At 43.2% G+C, this 19,143-nt stretch carries 15 protein-coding genes; 8 read left to right on the top strand and 7 right to left on the bottom strand.

Annotated features, from left to right (window positions below):
• Positions 1–23 precede the first annotated feature (23 nt).
• Entirely contained in the window at positions 24–1,733 is a 1,710-nt protein-coding gene (locus VB714_RS08910; protein WP_323223259.1) for an ATP-binding protein, read from the top strand.
• A 53-nt stretch (positions 1,734–1,786) separates the two neighbouring features.
• Here VB714_RS08910 and VB714_RS08905 read toward each other — a convergent pair whose 3' ends face one another.
• Positions 1,787–2,215: a VOC family protein gene (locus VB714_RS08905; RefSeq protein WP_323223258.1), complete on the bottom strand. Its 429-nt coding sequence runs from the start codon at positions 2,213–2,215 to the stop codon at positions 1,787–1,789.
• On the bottom strand, positions 2,212–2,913 hold the full coding sequence (locus tag VB714_RS08900; protein WP_323223256.1) for a uracil-DNA glycosylase: 702 nt from the start codon (positions 2,911–2,913) through the stop codon (positions 2,212–2,214). Before VB714_RS08900 ends, VB714_RS08905 begins: the two co-directional genes overlap by 4 nt.
• Positions 2,914–3,045: 132 nt before the next feature.
• On the opposite strand from VB714_RS08900, the gene VB714_RS08895 reads away from it, so the two are divergent.
• The 3 genes from VB714_RS08895 (at position 3,046) to VB714_RS08885 (ending at position 7,746) form a co-directional block, all read left to right on the top strand.
• Positions 3,046–4,251 (top strand): IscS subfamily cysteine desulfurase, encoded by a 1,206-nt coding sequence (locus VB714_RS08895; RefSeq protein ID WP_323223254.1) that lies wholly within the window; start codon positions 3,046–3,048, stop codon positions 4,249–4,251.
• Positions 4,252–5,118: 867 nt separating this feature from the next.
• Complete coding sequence (locus tag VB714_RS08890) at positions 5,119–7,104, top strand: Rne/Rng family ribonuclease (protein ID WP_323223252.1); 1,986 nt, start codon at positions 5,119–5,121, stop codon at positions 7,102–7,104.
• A 9-nt stretch (positions 7,105–7,113) separates the two neighbouring features.
• A complete protein-coding gene (locus tag VB714_RS08885; RefSeq protein WP_323223250.1) occupies positions 7,114–7,746 on the top strand; it encodes a ribonuclease HII in 633 nt (210 codons plus the stop codon).
• A gap of 77 nt (positions 7,747–7,823) precedes the next feature.
• Here VB714_RS08885 and VB714_RS08880 read toward each other — a convergent pair whose 3' ends face one another.
• The 3 genes from VB714_RS08880 to VB714_RS08870 form a co-directional block, all read right to left on the bottom strand.
• Positions 7,824–8,966 (bottom strand): ABC transporter permease, encoded by a 1,143-nt coding sequence (locus tag VB714_RS08880; RefSeq protein ID WP_323223248.1) that lies wholly within the window; start codon positions 8,964–8,966, stop codon positions 7,824–7,826.
• Between the two features lie 62 nt (positions 8,967–9,028).
• Complete coding sequence (locus VB714_RS08875) at positions 9,029–10,498, bottom strand: HlyD family efflux transporter periplasmic adaptor subunit (protein WP_323223247.1); 1,470 nt, start codon at positions 10,496–10,498, stop codon at positions 9,029–9,031.
• A 52-nt stretch (positions 10,499–10,550) separates the two neighbouring features.
• Complete coding sequence (locus VB714_RS08870; RefSeq protein WP_323223245.1) at positions 10,551–11,300, bottom strand: HAD family hydrolase; 750 nt, start codon at positions 11,298–11,300, stop codon at positions 10,551–10,553.
• A 291-nt stretch (positions 11,301–11,591) separates the two neighbouring features.
• On the opposite strand from VB714_RS08870, the gene VB714_RS08865 reads away from it, so the two are divergent.
• From VB714_RS08865 to VB714_RS08855, 3 genes are all read left to right on the top strand, one after another.
• Positions 11,592–13,064 carry a TldD/PmbA family protein gene (locus tag VB714_RS08865; protein WP_323223243.1) on the top strand — a complete coding sequence of 491 codons (1,473 nt, stop codon included), beginning with the start codon at positions 11,592–11,594 and terminating at the stop codon, positions 13,062–13,064.
• Between the two features lie 75 nt (positions 13,065–13,139).
• Complete coding sequence (locus tag VB714_RS08860; RefSeq protein WP_323223241.1) at positions 13,140–14,483, top strand: TldD/PmbA family protein; 1,344 nt, start codon at positions 13,140–13,142, stop codon at positions 14,481–14,483.
• 226 nt (positions 14,484–14,709) lie between these two features.
• Positions 14,710–15,183 (top strand): hypothetical protein, encoded by a 474-nt coding sequence (locus VB714_RS08855; protein WP_323223239.1) that lies wholly within the window; start codon positions 14,710–14,712, stop codon positions 15,181–15,183.
• Between the two features lie 90 nt (positions 15,184–15,273).
• On the opposite strand, the gene VB714_RS08850 is transcribed toward VB714_RS08855, so the two are convergent.
• Positions 15,274–15,729, bottom strand: a complete 456-nt coding sequence (locus VB714_RS08850; RefSeq protein ID WP_323223237.1) for a hypothetical protein — start codon at positions 15,727–15,729, stop codon at positions 15,274–15,276.
• A gap of 147 nt (positions 15,730–15,876) precedes the next feature.
• Here VB714_RS08850 and VB714_RS08845 point away from each other — a divergent pair, with 147 nt between their 5' ends.
• Positions 15,877–18,024: an esterase-like activity of phytase family protein gene (locus VB714_RS08845; RefSeq protein WP_323223235.1), complete on the top strand. Its 2,148-nt coding sequence runs from the start codon at positions 15,877–15,879 to the stop codon at positions 18,022–18,024.
• 163 nt (positions 18,025–18,187) lie between these two features.
• On the opposite strand, the gene VB714_RS08840 is transcribed toward VB714_RS08845, so the two are convergent.
• Positions 18,188–19,143 (bottom strand): RtcB family protein (locus tag VB714_RS08840; RefSeq protein ID WP_323223233.1); only part of this gene is annotated, 956 nt, incomplete at its 5' end.

Below are 19,143 nucleotides of genomic sequence, written 5' to 3'. Positions count from 1 at the left end.
AGTTGCTTATGGGGTCTACCGCAATGAACGCTGCTGCAACATCGATCCATTCCTTAAATTGGCAAGATTTGGGAGCGGAATTGATATTTACTCAAGATATTTCGGGTAAATATCTTTCTTTTTACTGGAAATTTGCGCCAGAATATGGTCTAAATCCCGAACAAATCATTGGTCATCATTGGCGAGATATTTTTACTCCCACTGATGCAGAAAGCTATCAGGAAACCTTGATGCAGGTGGTGGAAAAGAGAAGACCTCAGAATTTTTACTGTTTTTTTGTCTGGAAAGAGGAAGCATTACCATTTGAATTGTCCGTCACTCCAATTTTGCGATCGCAAAGTCCCATAACTTCTGTCTTGGTTATCGGTTCTCTTCTCGATAAAAATGCGATCGCTAAGTCTCCCCAATCATCTCAAAATAGCTCCCAAATAATACCAGAAGATAATTATCAAGAATTTATTACTCAAGTTGCTCGCAATATTCACCGCAATCCCTATCAAAATTTACTTTCGCAAATTTCTCGCACTCTGAGAATTACCTTAGATGCAGAAACTATTTGGCAGGAAACTGCTCGTAAATTGGGGCAAGAATTAGGAGTATCTCGTGTTTTGATGATTTCCTGTCATCCTAATACAAAAGTTTTAAAGGTAGAAACAGAATATTGTAAACAACCCTTTAAATCCCTATTGAGAGAACGATTGGATACTCGTCGAGAACCTTATTTGCAACAAGCGCTGCAAACCGATGAACCGATCGCCATTGATTGCGTTGAAACAGCACTTTTTGAGCAAAAATCGGTCTTAGTGGTTTCTGCTTTTTATCAGAATAAACGCAATGCTTTGATTTGCTTGCAACAATGCGATCGCTATCGTCATTGGAACAATGTCGAAATCGAACTCATGCGAGAATTAGCCGATCTGATGGGGATCGCGATCGCTCATGCTAATCTCTACAAACAAGCCAAACAAGCCAGCGAAGAAGCAGCCGAAGCCTCTCGTCTCAAAAGTGAATTTTTAGCGGGTACTTCCCATGAGTTAAGAACACCCCTTAATGGAATTATTAATTTCCTTAAATTCATTTTAGACGACATGGCAGACGATCCAGAAGAAGAGCGAGAATTTGTCGAACAGGCTCATAAATCAGCGCTACATTTGCTCAATCTCATTAATGATGTTCTCGATCTGGCCAGAATTGAAGCCGGGAAAATGGAGGTAAATTTCGTTCGATTCTCTCTCAATAATACCTTTATTGATTTAGACAAAAAAATGAGACCCCTAGCTGAAAAACAAGGGTTAAATTTCGAGATTCAACTCCCCGAAACTCAAGAGTCTATTTTTCTTTATGGAAGTCATCAACGTCTCTTGCAAGTTCTCCTGAATTTAGTCGGTAATGCAATTAAATTCACCCATGAAGGAGGAGTAACAATCGACGTTGATATTACCCGAAAAAAAGTTGTAGTAAACGATCGCGAATGTCCTGGAATGGCGAGAATTCGCGTTGCTGATACGGGAATTGGCGTTCCTTTAGATAAACAAGATACCTTGTTTCAAAAGTTTGCTCAAGTGAGTGGTGGACGCACTCGATCTTATGGAGGAACAGGATTAGGATTGTCAATTTCTCAAACTCTTGTTGAACTGATGGGAGGTAAGATCAACTTTTTTAGCATGGGTGAAAATTTAGGTTCGACGGTCACATTTACCGTACCACTTTTTGAGATTACCTCAACTGGTTAGTGGTTAGTGGTTAGTGGTTAGTGGTTAGTGGTTAGTGGTTAGTGGTTAGTGAATTAGCGATCGCCAACCTCAGCAACTTCTCGACCGCCAAAAATTGCTTCATAATGGCGATAAAATTTGAACTCTAATAAATTGTAGAACGGGTCTTCTAAAAAGAAAGTACGATGTTCGGTTAACTGACCCGAAAAACGCAATCTTGGTTCTTGATAAAACGTTAAGTGATGATTCTTTGCTTTTTCTAACACATTTTCCCAGTCTTTTTCTTCCAGAAAAATCAAGCCAAAATGTCGAGGATAAATTCCATTTTGATGAGAGAGAGGTTCTTTTGTTGTATGCAGAACCACTTGATGACCGTAAAAGTTGAGAATAGAAGCCTGGGAGGATTCTCGACCGACTTCGCAGCCTAATGCTTCTACATAAAAGGGCTTGGCTTTGTTAATATCATTAATGGGAATAGCAAGATGAAAGAGTAAATTTGTCATGGTTTCTTCGTTATGATTTGTGAGTTTTCTAATTGCCAATTAATAGGAGAATAGCCTAATTTTTGTAAGGCTTCATTGACCTGAGAAAAAGGGCGCGTCCCTAAGAATTTCTTTGCTGATAAAGGTGAGGGATGTGCCGATTCAATAATAATATGACGTTTGATGTCAATTAACTTGGCCTTCTTGCGAGCATATCCACCCCACAGTAAGAAAACTAAAGGTTTTTGGCGATCGCTCAATTTACGAATGATAGCATCGGTAAATGTTTCCCAGCCTTGAGAAGCATGAGATGCCGCTTCTTTTTTGCGAACCGTCAAGACAGCATTAAGCAATAAAATCCCCTGTTTTGCCCAATCTGTCAAGCACCCTTCTTGAGGAATATCGCAACCAATATCAGAGTTTAACTCTTTAAAAATATTCCGCAAAGAAGGGGGAATTTTCACCCCCGATCGCACTGAAAAAGATAACCCATGCGCTTGACCTTCTCCATGATAGGGGTCTTGACCTAAAAGCAAAACTTTAACATCCTCAAAAGCGGCATATTCAAAAGCAGCAAAAACTTGATCGAGAGGAGGATAAATAGGTTGTTTTTCATACTCTTGCAAAACAAATGCTTCCAACTTCTTAAAATAAGATTGCTTAAACTCCTCCGCTAAAATTTTCGACCAATTCGCAGGCATTTTCTCTTTCAATTTCATGGATTCTACTCTCTTTTTTGTACAATACTTGAGTAATATCTAGTTCATGGTGTCTTGACAAAATATATTTGTATAACCCTACAACTTGCAAATTAGTATAAAATAGACTCAAAATGCAAAACTATAATTTTTATGGTTCATCGTCCCATTTACCTCGATTGCCACGCCACAACCCCCGTCGATCGGCGAGTTGTTGAAGCCATGTTACCCTATTTTACCGAGCGATTTGGCAATCCTTCCAGTATTAATCATGCTTATGGTTGGGAAGCCGAAGCCGCCGTAAAACAAGCCAGAGAAGCGATCGCCAACAGCATTAATGGAACCCCAGAAGAGATTATTTTTACCAGTGGTGCCACAGAAGCCAATAATTTAGCCATTAAAGGAGTTGCAGAGGCATATTACACCCAAGGACGACATATTATTACCCTAGAAAGCGAACATCGCGCCGTCCTCGATCCTTGTCTTTATCTCCAATCCCTCGGATTTGAAATTACTTTTCTAACTGTAGAAAAAGATGGTTTGCTCAATTTAGAAACACTAGAAAAAGCAATTCGTCCCGACACAATTTTAGTATCGGTGATGGCAGCCAATAATGAAATTGGTGTATTGCAACCCTTAGCAGAAATTGGCCAAATTTGTCGTAAACATGAAGTTTTATTTCATAGTGATGCCGCCCAAGCGATCGCCAAAATTCCCCTCGATGTCAACGAAATGAACATCGATCTGATGTCCCTAACAGCACATAAAGTCTACGGACCCAAGGGAATCGGCGCATTATACGTCCGTCGGCGCGATCCGAGAGTGAAACTCGCCTCGCAAATTCAAGGAGGAGGACAAGAAAAGGGACTGCGATCGGGAACCCTCTATCCCCCTCAAATTGTCGGTTTTGCTAAAGCCGTAGAATTGGGACTGGCAGAAATGGAAAGCGAAGGACAACGCACCGGGAAATTGCGCGATCGCCTCTGGGAAAAACTCAGCCAACTCGACGGCATTCACCTCAACGGACACCGCGATCGCCGTTTGTTTGGAAATCTTAATATTAGTGTCGAAGGAGTAGATGGCTCCGCATTACTCTTAGGTTTACAAAACGTTACAGCCGTCTCCTCCGGTTCCGCCTGCACCAGCACGAAAAACGCCCCCTCCCATGTACTGACTGCCTTGGGGCGATCAGAAACCCTTGCTTATGCCTCCCTGCGCTTTGGCATCGGACGCTTTAATACCGAAGCAGAAATCGATCGCGTTGCCGAAGCGACCCTAACCACAATTCGCGCCTTACGTCAAGCCCAATCCACCGCTACAACAGTCTCCAAAAAGAAGAGCAACAGAAAACAAACCTAAAGCTAGAGAGTGAGGGTTAGCCATTGATTTTAATCAATGGACATCGAACGCAACGGGTTTTAACCCGTCTTGCGTTACAATACTTCCATGTAAGTCCACAGCTATTTTTTAGCCAAGGGATGTAGGAGTCTGTTGACAGACTTGGCGAAAGCGCGGTTTTAACAAGGTGCTGTGGGCGGAACTATTTCCGCCCTTTAAAAGCGCCGCCCGCTTTCGGTGGATTAACCACAGAATCCCCGTCTTTTTAAAGCGGGGAGATGTCAAGAACAAGGTATAATTGGGCAGGCAAGAAATAGTTAGCACCGAGCGAATTTCATCCCCTCCCATTAAACCTCATCAGTTTAAATTGTTTGGAGAAACAAGCAAGAAACTGTTGGTTGCTTGCACTAAAATGAGTGCGGATATCAGGAAATGCCTTGAGGGGAAAATTTGTGAGATTCACTCTTGCTACTAGCCCGTTATTGGGAGAGCGCGGACTCAAAACGGTAATCCAAAAAATTATTCAGTTTGAGGTTCGGGTGTAGAGAGATACCCAACTTGTCAGGGAAGGGATTGCGATCGCTCGCAGTCCGACCTAACCAAGGTTGAGAGTTGAGTTAATCTCCAATTATCGTTTTCTCCCCATAACCCATTGTGAGTGAGATTCAAAATTCTGCTCCCATCTCGGTTTTGCTTCAGTTTTGTTTGCTATTTCAAAAAGTTTTTCTTGACCCCATAGAGCTTCTTTAACCAGCGCGATCGCGAAGCCTTGCGCTCAAAAAGAGTAAGGTTGCATCGCTTTTCCAAGGATTTAAACAATCCGAATCGTCGCGCATGGATGCTTTCATGGATGCTTTCACCGAATCGATAGAGTATTGAGGAAATTGCATGCCCAAGCAGATCATTATTGCAGAACAACATCAAATTGCCGCCATTTTTTCTGAAGATCGAGTTCAAGAACTTGTTGTCTCTACGGGAACCCAACAAGTCAGCGATATTTATGTTGGAACCGTAGAAAATGTCATCCCAGGAATTGATGCCGCTTTCGTCAACATTGGCGATGCTGAACGAAACGGCTTTATGCACGTCACGGACTTAGGTCCCTTGCGATTGCGTCGAGGTGCTGGAGCCATTACCGAACTGCTGGCCCCCCACCAAAAAGTTCTCGTCCAAGTTATGAAAGAGCCGACGGGAAATAAAGGTCCCCGGCTAACGGGCAATATTACCCTCCCCGGACGCTATTTGGTTCTGATGCCCTATGGCCGAGGGGTTAATTTATCCCGTCGCATCAAAAATGAAACCGAGCGATCGCGCCTGAGAGCTTTGGCCATTTTGATCAAGCCAGCCGGAATGGGGTTATTAGTACGGACGGAAGCCGACGGGAAAAATGAAGAAGCCATTATGGAGGATTTAGAATACCTCCAAAAACAATGGGAAGACATTCAACAACAAGCCAATGTCACTAAACCCCCGACTTTACTCAACCGCGATGATGACTTCATTCAGCGCGTTTTGCGGGACATTTACAGCGCCGATGTTAATCGCATCGTGGTGGACTCGAGCGATGCGGTTAAACGAGTTAAACAACATTTGCAGAATTGGAGTGGAGGGCGATCGCCGGAAGGGGTTCTCATCGACCATCACCGCGAACGCCAACCCATTCTCGAATTTTTCCGCGTTAATGCGGCCATTCTCGAAGCCCTCAAGCCTCGGGTCGATCTTCCTTCTGGCGGTTATATCATCATTGAACCCACGGAAGCATTGGTGGTAATTGATGTCAACTCCGGCTCCTTTACCCGGTCATCCACGGCTCGAGAAACGGTGCTATGGACGAATAATGAAGCCGCCACAGAAATCGCCCGCCAACTTCGTCTCAGAAATATTGGCGGCGTGATCGTGGTAGATTTCATCGATATGGACTCCCACCGCGATCGCCTCGATTTGCTGGAAACCTTTAATAATGCTTTGAGTGGGGATAAAGCGCGTCCCCAAATCGCCCAACTGTCAGAATTAGGTCTGGTGGAACTGACCCGCAAGCGTCAAGGACAAAACATTTACGAACTCTTTGGCAAAGAATGTCCAACTTGTGGCGGTTTTGGTCATGTTTCTAATTTACCCGGTATGGAAGTCGAGGAGGAACCGAGCGAAAAAAGCCAAAGCCTTCCAGTCCTTTCTATACCCTCCCCCAAACTCCCTGAAAAGCGAGATGATGAAATAGACGGGCTTTTAGACCTTGGGGCGGAGGATAATCCTCAAGAACTCGATCTCCTGAATCATCCCAATTATCAGGAACAAAATCTAGCTGGAAATCGCCGTCGCCGTCGCCGTCGAGTTGGAGAGGTGGAAACCCCCAATAAAGTGACGAAAATCCGGCTCAATGGGGGGAATAGTCGCAGCGAAGAACCGGAGGAGGATTTTTCGACCCCGGAAGAAGATGTGAACGATCGCTACGATCGCCGCATTTCTCGACGAGATACGCCACCTCCGGAGAAGGTGACGGTTGAAATGACAACCCTCGAACAGGATGTCTATGCGTCGATGGGGATATCTCCTTTAATCCTTGCCGATCGAGAGGTGAAAGACCCCCGTGCTGTTGTGCTTTCTATCCATGAACCCAAATCTCCTAAAATAGCTTCTGCAATAACTTCCGAAACAACTTCTGAAACAACTTCTGAAACAAGTTGGGAATCTGAAGAAGAGTCCGTCATCGATCGCCCTATTGAGAAAGAAGAAATAGTTGAGGATGAAACAGAAGAGTTTGAAGAGGCGATCGAGGAATCTCCTGATGAGGCGGAAGAATCCGATACTGATGATGAAGATTCTGATAAGCGACCCGTTATTCGCCGTCGCCGTCGTCGTTCGTCTGCTCAGTAAACTTGTTCCATGAAAAGTTACCCCGTTCCCAATTTTGAATATTCCTATGTATCGGATAATGCCCATGCGGAAATGCCGATCGCCGGAGTAGATGAGGTGGGGCGGGGTGCTTTATTTGGACCCGTCGTCGCGGCGGTTGTTTGTCTTCCTTTGTCTCAATGTCAGCAATTACAAGCCCTAGGGGTTTGCGATAGCAAGCAGCTTTCCGCCAAGAAACGCCGCGAACTCGCATTGATGATTCCTGCGATCGCAACGGATGTGCGTATTGGTTATGCCACCGTGAAGGAAATCGATCGCCTCAATATTTTACAGGCTTCTTTATTGGCGATGAAACGGGCTATTTTGAAGTTAGATTTAACTCCAGAATTGTGTTTAATTGATGGCAAATTTCCTATTCCTCATTTAGAGATTTCACAACAAACAATTATTGGCGGCGATCGGCAATCTTCTGCGATCGCAGCAGCAAGTATTATTGCTAAGGTTTGGCGAGATGAATTAATCGCGCGTTTTGCTCAAAAATATTCCCACTACGATCTCGCGGCGAACAAAGGATATGGTACAAAACGTCATCGCCAAGGGATTGAAAAATACGGGATTTCTCCTCAACATCGCAGTTCTTTTAAGTTGAGAAATAGGGAGTAGGATTAAGTATTATTACCGTGATGATAGAATGCTGTAGTGGGAGCGTCTCGCTCCCTAGCTACCTAAGTCTTATTAAGTTAATTATCCCGCAGTGCTTTTACAGGTTCAACTTGACTGGCGCGAATAGCGGGAACAAGACTCGAACCGACTCCCGTAGCGATCGCCGCACTCAAAGAGAGAAGAACATTTTCAATATTAAATTTATAGGGAGGTAAAGCAAGGTTTTCTTGTTGGGTTAAGAGGAAAGTTACACTATTTACCAAAGCGATCGCCCCCAAACCGCCGAGAGAACTAACAATAATTGCTTCGAGTAGAATTTGAGCTAAAATCTGCTTTTTCTGCGCTCCAATTGCTCGCCTTAACCCTAATTCTGGCGTTCTTTCTAAAACCGATGCGATCGTAATATTAGCAATACCAACTCCAGAAACAATTAAAGAAATAATTCCCGCCGCTAATAAACTATTGGCTGCAATACGAGCAATTTCTCGGTCTTTTAAAATATCTTCGACATTACTATTAACATAAGGATAATCTCTAAAAGATAATTCCTGTAACTCTGGGTGCTTCTTGTGTAATAATGTTTTAATTTGAGGTTTAAGCGCTTCTATGCGATCGAGGCGATCGGGACGAATGATAAATTGACGAATTTCACGCTGGTTGGTTAGAGCGAGATGAGTTGAAAGAGGCATCACAAATTCTGCAATTGGTTCCTCGGATTGATATTGTTTTTGTTTACTCTCCATCACGCCGACAATTCGATAAGGAACTCCTCGAATATAGACAATTTTGTTAATGGGATTATCTTCCCTAAATAAGCGTTCTCTGCCAATGCGATCGATAACTAAAGAATTGCGATAGTTCTTGAAATCATCATCCAATAATTTTCTGCCTAAATTGGGCAATATTTGTCGCCCCGTCGCTGTAAAATATTCTTCTGAAACAGCAGATAATTGCATATTTTCTTGGCGATCGCGATAAATAACGCGATTATTCTGCCAATCGGAAACTGTCGCACTAACTGAATGAATTCCTTTTAATTCTTGTTTCAGATAATTCAGGTCTTCTAAGGTACTAAATGCTGTCCAAATCTCTAAATGAGGGGCTTCTCGTTCCGACAAGCGCTTGATAATTTTGGTACTACTAATGCTTTTAACTTGCAAGGTTGCATTTACAGCTAAAACTCCCATAAATATACCCAGAATTGTAAGTAAGGTTCGCATTTTATTTCTTTTGAGCGAACTTAAGCTCATTTGTAATAAATCAAAAAACATAGTTTATTCGCTCACTCATTATCATTATTGGTTATTTGCTGTTCATCAATAATTGGCATCAGTTTCATCCCTTCTTCAATAGAGCCATCGGGGGGAGGACTGACAACTTGTTCCCCAGGCTCTAAACCTGTTTTAATTTCCGTCGATGTATCTCCCACTAAACCTAATTTAATCTCGCGACGTTCTGCTGTTCCAGAGTCAGAAAGCACCCAAACATAAGGATTTTTACTGTCGCTATCTTGAATAAATTGAGGGGGTAGCGCGATCGCATTTGCTTGGCGATCGATGATAATTTCAACACTGACTTGACTCCCTGGAATGAGTTGTTTACTGGGACGATTTAAAACAACAACGGCTTTTACTGCGCTTTGAGTGCCTCCTCGAGATTGTGATGTATTTGCATCTTCTAAAGCCACTTTTCCTAATTCCTTGACTTGTCCTGGAAAAGAACCGGAAATTAAGCCGATCGCAGAAACAATAGCCGGTTGATTGATTTTTACTAAAGCTGCCTGTAATGTGGTTAAACGAATTTCAACTTCTTCTCGGCGCGGATCGCCAATAGTGAGCAAAATACTATCTTGTTTGAGAACTTCTCCTTCTTTAACATTAATATCTAAAACTCGTCCCGTTGTTGTCGCTCGAATTAAACTATTTTTTTCAAAATTTTGTTCGCTTTTTATGAGATTAATTTGTTCTCTTTCGAGGTCTCTTCGGGAAGTTTGTACCGCAGAACGAGCATCTTCTAAGGCAATTTCCTGAATGCGAATTTTTTCCTGTAATTGTTTCAAGGTTTGCTGTTCCATCAAACGCTGATTTTTTAAGTCTAATTCTGCTTGTTGAAGATTTTTTTCATAATCTCGTAATGTTGCTTCAGTTGTCCTGAAAATTTGTTCTTGAGTTCTTTGCTCATTAGCGGCTAAATAACCTTGCTTAACTAAATCGCGAGTTGATTCGAGTTCGACTTGTAAGGCTTCTAATTCAATTTGTTGTTCTTTTATTTTTTCCTGGGCGCGATCGCGATCGCTTTCGGCTTTACGAATAGCACTATTATTCTGTTGCTGAATTTGCAGATCGTTTTTAGCGAGATCGAGTGCAGCTTGAGCTTGCAAAATAGCCCGTTCTTTTTCCTCAAGAGCAAGTTGCTGTTTTTGGATTTGTAAACGCTGTTCATTGACTTGAGTTTGTCCCTCGGGATCTCTGAGTCGAACGAGAATTTGTCCTTCTGTAATAGGGCTATTAACACTCACTGCGATCGCCTCGACAATAGCCGCGCGATCGGCAGAGGTGGGAACTTTCAAGGATTGTTGGTTGCCCAGTTGCACAACTCCTCCCGCAGGTACAGATTTAACCACCTCTCCCCGTTCGATCGCGATCGCCTGTACGGAAATTGCCTTGGTATTGGGATTAAAGAAAAACCAGTATCCTAAATAACCGCCAATACCTGCCACGGCGATCGCACCGGAACCCAGCACTAGCCTCATTCCTAGTTGATATCTCTTTTTTGCGTCGCGCCCCATTTCTCCTTCCTATTTTTTATTCCCCATCAATAATAACTAACTCATTCAAATGAGCAATAGCAACATCAGCTTTCCTGAGTACGGGGGCATTAGCATTGCCCCAACAAATGCCCACAACTCCTGCCGAACCTGCATTCTGTGCCATTTCAAAATCCAAAGCAGAATCTCCCACCATTAACGTCGTTTCTGGGGTAGTCGAGAGGGCATCACAGGCTTCCAGGAAAAGCCTCGGCTCCGGTTTGCCCGGTCCATTCGGCTCGACTCCCCGCGCTAAGTTAATATAGTTCCCAATGCCCGCGCGATCGATAAAATTTTCGACTCCTGGGGTTGAATCTGCGGAGAGAATGCCCAGTTTTAACTCAGTTGCCGATAAGGACTGTAAAACCGCCAAACTGCCTGGAAAAAGGGGCGAGTTTTGCGGGGTACGCTGGATATATTTATCGGCTTCTTCAAAAGCAAAACGCGCAATTTCGAGGGCTTCGTGCCAACTGCGTCCCGTTTCGGCGATATAGGCTGCTGCTGCTATTTGGTTATCGCGACGACTGCCCACAGCCATTAAACCCGTGGGATCGAGGCTGCCTTCATTCAGTCCAAAAGCCATCAGTAACGGTTCGCCAATGCCAGGAATGCGTGCATCAATGAGACGCGATCGCTTTTGTGCCAGTTCTCGCAAAAAGTTTTGCGAGTCTTCCAATGTTCCGTCCTTATCAAACAAAATTCCTTCAATATTGGAAAAAACCTTATTGCCACAGCGAATTTTAACCAAAATTTCCTCTTTTCTTGATTTTAATTATATTGATTAGTTATTCCCAATCTGCCATATTTAATTCGTAATTCGCAATACTACATTTTTTGTGGGGTTGGCAAGAGAGGGGATTTTGCTAGACTGGGAGGATAGCGATCGCCCAATATCAGCTACTGTTCCAATTGAGCCTCAAAATTGTCGCTCAAATTTGTGAATCCGTAGCCTACTTCAACTTACAAATTGGCGATCGTAAAAATTCCTGGCAATTGAAGGGTTTGTAACTTAATTAACCTTTAACTCAGCTTACTTATTATGCCTCCAAGCACGCTTCTACTCACAAAAGAATTACCCGCCCTCCAATACATCTCTACCCCAGAATGTTTTGATATTACTTGGGAAGCCCCTCTTTCAACACTTCTCGGACTCGGACGGGCAGCCGGAGCGGATTTTGTCGAAATTTTTCTAGAACGAAGTAACTATATTAGTTGTTTGGCAGAAGAGGCAGCAATTACTAGCATTAGTCCTCGATTAGCAACGGGGGCTGGCGTTCGGGTTTTTCATGGTAAAGGAGATTGTTATGTTAGTACCAACAATCTGTCTTTTAATGGTTTAAAAGCTGCACTCGAAAAAGGGCTATCTATTCTCGGCTTAAATATCCCCTCACCTAATGCCTACGTTCCCGAAATTTACTTGGAAATGATCCGGGACTATGCAGCAGCCAAAGATAAGGAAAAATGGCTGCCTGAATGCAGTTCAATGCAGGAAATGGGGGATATTTTACTGGCTGCTAATGACCAATTGGAGAAAAAAGCCTCTCACATTCAATCTCGTCGTAGCATTTACTCCCGAGACTGGCAAGAAGTGATGGTTGCTGCCAGTGATGGTACATTTGCTCGGGATATTCGCTTAACTCAAACCGTGGGTTCTAATTTACTCTGTGCTGATGGAGAAAATCGCACTTCAAACGGTTTGCGAGATGGAGATACTAGCGATCCGGATTTCTTGAGAAATTGGGGTTACGAAAAAACCGCCGAAGAATTGGCAGAAACCGCAGGTAAAATGCTCTATGCGGATTATGTTGAATCGGGAGAATATCCGATTATTATGGCAAACCATTTTGGTGGAGTTATTTTTCACGAAGCCTGCGGACATCTGTTAGAAACAACGCAGATCGAACGTAAAACTACGCCTTTTATTGATAAAAAGGGTGAAAAAATTGCCCACGAAAATCTAACAGCTTGGGATGAAGGGCGATCGGAAGATGCTTTTGGATCGTTGGATATGGACGATGAGGGAATGCCGACTCAGCGCACACTTTTAATTGAAAATGGTATCCTGAAAAACTTCCTTGCCGATCGCGCCGGATCTGTGCGTACTGGACATCCTCGCACGGGAAGCGGTCGCCGTCAAAATTACAGTTTTGCTGCGGCTTCTCGGATGCGTAATACTTACATTGCCTCTGGTTCTTATAGTGTTGACGAGCTTTTTGCCTCCATTGACAAAGGCATTTATTGTAAGAAAATGGGGGGTGGAAGTGTCGGACCCACGGGAGAATTTAACTTTGGAGTTGATGAGGCTTATTTAATCGAACAAGGAAAAGTGACCAAACCTCTCAAAGGAGCAATTTTAATTGGGGAAGCCAAGGAAATTATGAACAAAATTTCTATGTGTTCTGACGATCTCAGTCTTGCACCTGGCTTTTGTGGTTCCGTTAGCGGTAGTATTTACGTCACCGTCGGACAGCCTCATATTAAAGTCGATTCGATCGTTGTCGGTGGAAGATAGTTAAAGAATTCCTAATTCCTAATTCGTCCCTCATCATTCATCTCTCATAATTTATTCTTCATCCTTTCCAGTAATATGATTCAAGTTCGAGAATTGGCCAACTATACAGGAGATATTGCCCGATCGCTAGGCATCAAAAAGTATGATATCTATGGGTCTTCAATTGACTCAACGAATGTACAAGTCGATCGCGGTGAACCCAAACAAGTAAAAGCCTCTAACCGTTCTAGCGTTATCGTTCGAGTTTGGAATGAGAATGATACGGTAGGAGTAACTAGCACTACCGATGTCGATCCCAATGGCATTAAATTGGCCTTGAAAACAGCTTGCGAGGCCAGTTTTTTCGGAGTTAAAGAAAATATCCCCGATTTTAGTCCAGAAGCGACCAATCCTCTGCCCGATGTTCAATATAATAAAACCAGTCAAATTCCTGTTTCTGAGTTAATTGACAAGTTACTCAATGCAGAAAAAGAGTTACTGGAGACTCATCCGGCGATCGAAAGCGTTCCCTACAATAGTTTATCCCAACAGGATATCGATCGCTTTTACCTCAATAGCGAAGGGGCATTGCGAGAGGAAGGGCGCACTTACGCAATGGTATATCTCTATACCAAAACCGAAGAGGCCGAGAAAAAACCTCGTAGTGGTGGTAGTTTTCGCATGAGTCAGGGAATGGAGGCTTTGGCGATCGCCGACTGCGTTAAAGAAGCCTCGGAAAAAACCATCAGTCACCTCAACTATCAAAAAGTACCTTCAGGGAAATATCGAGTTGTCTTTTCTGCTGAGGCTTTTTTAAGTTTATTAGGGGCATTTTCTAATATGGTTAATGCCCAAAGTATCCTAGATAAACAAAGTCTTTGTACCCCAGAATCTTTAGGAGAAGCGATCGCCTCCCCCTTACTTTCTGTGTGCGATGATGCACTGCACAAGGATAATGTAGCGGCTGAAACCTTTGATGGAGAAGGAACTCCCACCCGTCGTATCCCCTTAATTACTGAAGGAATTCTCACGGGATTTCTGCATAGTGCAGGAACAGCAAAACGGATGAATGCTACACCCACAGGACACGCCAATTTAGGGGCAAAAATTACCGTCAGTCCCCATTTTTACCATGTTTTTCAGGGGCAATCTCCGGAACAAGAATATAAGCTGGAGGAAGCAGAAAACACGATCTTAATTGATGAGTTAAATGCCCTCCATGCGGGGGTAAACTCCCTACAAGGCTCCTTTTCTCTACCTTTTGATGGTTGGCTGATGAATAAAGGCGATCGCGTTAGCATTGACGCAGGAACCGTCGCAGGAGATATCCGCGAAGTTTTGAAATCTATCATTTACGTGGAGAAAGAACCAGAATTAACACCATCCGGAGTTTGTCCCCGCATTTGGGTTGATGGTTTATCAATAACAGGAGAGAATTAAGAAAAGGGAAAAAGGCAAGAGGGATAAGGGAAAAATTTATCATTTCTTCATTCTTTTTCTTTAATTCTTCATCTCTTCTTCATCCCTTTAAAATATCTCGATGGCATAAAAATGGTCATCGAGATATTTGTCGTTTATAGTAGGGGTTTGGTCTCCAAACCCTTGAGATATTTGTCGTTTATAGGGGTTTGGTCTCCAAACCCTTATACTTATACAATTCAATATCGTGTATAAATATCTCCTTTCCATTTTAACACCCGCTTTGCTATTAGCATCAGGTTTTGGGTTAGCGGTTCGCAGTCAAACCTCATCGGATAGAACCACAACACTTCCACAATTAACATTCTCCGTCAGTGGTTGTGAAGATGATTTCTTGCGATCGTGTACGCAAAAACAATTAAAAAATGAGTTTTTCCCCAGGGATATTCGCGTTGAAGTGAAAAAAAATGTGGTTTCCTTTTCACATAGTTTAGGATATGCCTGTTGTGCCGATATTCAATTAGAAAGCCAAGTGAATAATAATATCATTACGATTGTTGAACGGAATTCAGGCAGTTATTGTCGCTGTTCCTGCAATTATACAATCGATGGTACTTTAACAGATTTAGCCCCAGGAAACTATGAATTACAAGTTTACGGGATGAAATATCGCGATCGCGGCAAAGAATTATTGTTTGTCGAGAATATTGCGATCGAGTAGAAAGGAATTCGGAAACTGAAAACGCGATCGCAATTCTTAAAAAAGAATACTTCTCATACAAGGGAAAAACAGACAGATGATTTTTGTTTGTTATTTATAAATTTTAAGGGGATTACCCCAAACTTTTATACGGATTTCATTTACGTCTTGAAATGTATTTCTAGCAGACTGAAGTGCATCCTCGATTGAAGATGCAAAAGAAACACCTCCCAAACATACATCGTTATTCCAGCATGAATATGTTCCGACTTCGAGATCGAGAATATCCATAATACTCCGGATTGAATTCCTGTAAATGCTATCCATGTTACAGGGTTCACTATAATCATCAATATGCCAGTGTGACTCGGAAAATATCACTGTAATTTCTTCACTACACGAAGTTACTTCAATTGTAGAATTACAATCACCAGAGAAGGTAATAGAGATAGATTTATCCTCTTCTTCTTTCACGACTATTTCATTCACTCCTTTCGAGTAGTATTTCTCGAAAAATTCTGCTACATCAATGAGAAACTGATTTAATTTATCTTGTTTGTTATTCATGATCCTAGATGAAATATCGCGATCGCGGTAAAGAATTATTGTTTGTCGAGAATATTGCGATTTCCTTAAGATAAACTACCCTTAACCTCATTCCGTTAGTCTTATTGTGGTTTGTCTATTCTACGAAGGAATTCGATCGCGATCGCAATGATAAAAAAATTTAACTTTCGGACGTTTTTAAATGCTGCTGCCATTTCCAGCAGTCTTTTCCTGGGTGTAAAAAGCGTCAATAGCGCCCCCATTAAAGAATTTGTTTCCCTCAATCGCTATGCTGTTGAAGGTGCCGTTGCGGAAATTATCTCTGCAACCCCCGATGGTAATACCCTCGTTTATACCAATGCTGGCGATGGTAAAGTTGGGTTGCTGGATATTCGCGATCCGCAAAACCCTCAACTCCTCGGTAATATCGATGTCTCCGATTTGGGAGAACCCACCGCAGTAGCCGTTACGCCCAATAGTCGTTATGCTTTGGTCACGGTACTGAATTTAGCAGAAGAAATCGCCGACCAACAACCGGGAATCCTTGTTTTTATCGATTTAGCACAGCAAGAAATTGTCGCCCGAGTTCCCCTCATTGGTATTGGACCCGATAACCTTTCGGTTACTCCCGATGGACGCAAAGCCATTATTGCCATTGAAGACGAAGAAGACGAAGATAGCTTACCGGGTCAACGTCCAGGATCGGTGAATTTTGTCACCATCGACTATAACAACCCAGCTAACTCCACAGTCAATAATGTCGAACTAGATTTAAGCGAGGTTGAAGGGGTGAATTACGCCGAAGATCCCCAACCCGAATACGTTGCTATTAGCAAAAATGGGCGTACTGTTGCCATTAGCTTGCAGGAAAATAATGCGATCGCCGTCCTCGATATTGCCGAGGAAAAAGTAACAAGTATATTCTCTGCGGGAACATCCCTCCACGATCGCGCTGACATTGTAGAAGATGGTGATATTGATTTTTCCCAACCCTTAGAAGGCCGTCGCGAACCTGATTCTATCGCCATGACTGCCGACGGACGCTACATTATCACCGCAAATGAAGGGGATACCTCCCTCGATAGTTTTGGGGATGGCATTTGGAGTGGGGGTCGCGGTTGGTCGATCCTCGACCTACAAGGGAATGTCGTCTACGATAGCGGCGATCGCGTCGAAGAATTAGCTATTTTACGCGGACAGTATCCCGAGGGGCGATCGGAAAACCGAGGCATTGAAATGGAAGGGGCTGCTGTTGCCCAATTTGGCGATCGCGAATATGCTTTTATGGCCTCGGAACGGGGCAGTTTCCTCGTTATTTATGATATTACCAACGTCCGTGACCCAGAGTTGGTGAGCTTTCTCCCCACCGGAAAAGCCCCGGAAGGCGTTCTTCCTCTCCCGCAGCGCAACCTCGTCCTTACGGCCAATGAAGATGACGGCACCATCGACTTTTTTGCGGCGAAAATGCTTTGGGAACCCATCCTCATGAGTCCTCGGGTCGATTTACCCTTTAGTGCTTTAAGCGGTTTAGTTCCCGTCCCCAATAACCCCGGCCAAATTTACGCCGTTCCCGATAATGCCATGCAGCCTTCGCGGATCTTCCGCATGGCGATCGGTCGAGAAGGGGCAATGGTCAATGATGCGACCATCATTACAAAAGAAGGCGAACCTGCAAACTACGACCTTGAAGGCATCGCGATCGCGCCTCGGGGTGGCTTTTGGCTGGTGAGTGAAGGAGACAACAGTGAAGGCCAGGAAAAACCCAACATTCTCATTAAAGTTAACTCGCGCGGAGAAGTTGAGGAAGAAGTTTTCTTACCTGAAGAGGCCGCAACTCGCATTACTCGTTTTGGTTTTGAAGGTGTAACCACCAGTTCCGATGGTCGTAAAGTGTATGTTGCCATGCAACGGGAATTGGCAGGAGAAGACAAGGTTCGCATCGGCGAATACGATGTCGAGGCAAAAGCATGGGACTTTTTCTATTATCCCCTCGATACGGATAATGTCGGCGGCTGGGTTGGTTTGAGCGAAATTTCTCGCGATATTGACGGCAGTTTTCTTGTTATCGAACGGGATAACCAAGGCGGTGAAAATGGTGCATCTAATGTTCGTATCAAGCGCATTTATCGCTTCTCTCTCAACGGTGTGGAAGAGGGAGAAACGGTAGAAAAAGAGTTAGTTGCCGATCTGTTTACCGATAGTAAGTGGTATGAAGAAAAAGTTGAAGGATTGGCGGTAACGGAAGCGGGATATTGGGTCATCAGTGATAATGATGGTGGCGAATCATCTACTCGTTTGCTTTTCCTTCCTCGTTAATTCAGGTGATTTTAGCGATCGCATTTACGGCGATCGCTAACTCTTAAATTTAGATCAAATCCCCTCTGCTGAGGATATATTCCCATCTCTTCTGTAGCAACGTCGCTACAGGATTTTAGGAGATTCGTGAATAGGGTCTGTGGTAACTGGATTTGGTATAATATTACCCTTTAACACAAACGACTTGTTTGAGAGTTGCCACAATTTCCACTAAATCTAATTGTTGATTCATCACTTCATCAATAGACTTATAAGCCCCTGGAATTTCATCGAGAACGCGTTTATCTTTGCGGCATTCAACCCCCTCAGTTTGCTCGATTAGATCGTCAAGAGTAAACATATCTTTGGCTTTTGTACGAGACATTTTTCGCCCTGCACCATGACTGCAACTGCAATAACTCTCTAAATTTCCTTTCCCTTTAACGATAAAAGATTTCGTTCCCATCGACCCAGGAATGATTCCATAATCCTCCTTTTGCGCCCGTACCGCACCCTTGCGCGTCACGTAAACATCTTCGCCAAAATGCACCTCTTTTTCAGCATAATTGTGATGACAATTGACTGAAATTAACGGTTTTATTAGTTTACCTCCCGTTAAATGTTTCTCAATAATTTTCTTGAATCGTGCCATCATAATATCCCGATTATAACGAGCATAATTTTGCGCCCATTGTAAATCGTACCAATATGCCCTAAACTCTTCTGTACCTGCGACAAAATAAGCCAAATCTGGATCGGGAAGTTTGCGATCGGAGAGTTTTAATAACTCTTTCGCCGTGCTAATATGACACTGAGCCAACTTATTGCCAATATTTCTTGACCCAGAATGAAGCATCAGCCAAATATTATTTTCCGTGTCAAGACATAACTCGATAAAATGATTACCACCCCCGAGAGAACCTAATTGTTTATTTGCTTTTTTGTTGAGGTCTTGTACGCCGGAATGAAGATGTTTAAAATTATTCCAACCCTGCCAGTTACTCGCATCTTTTTCGACTTCTTTATTGGCACCGCGACCCACAGGAATTGCAGCTTCAATATCCAAGCGGATTCTCTTCAGTTTGCCTTCAAGAAGATCGCCATAAAAAGGGAGTTTAATTGCGGCCATTCCACAGCCAA

The organism is Spirulina sp. 06S082, from assembly GCF_034932145.1.
In the GTDB taxonomy this organism is placed as follows: domain Bacteria; phylum Cyanobacteriota; class Cyanobacteriia; order Cyanobacteriales; family Spirulinaceae; genus CCY15215.
This window is presented reverse-complemented; position numbering and strand designations above follow the sequence as displayed.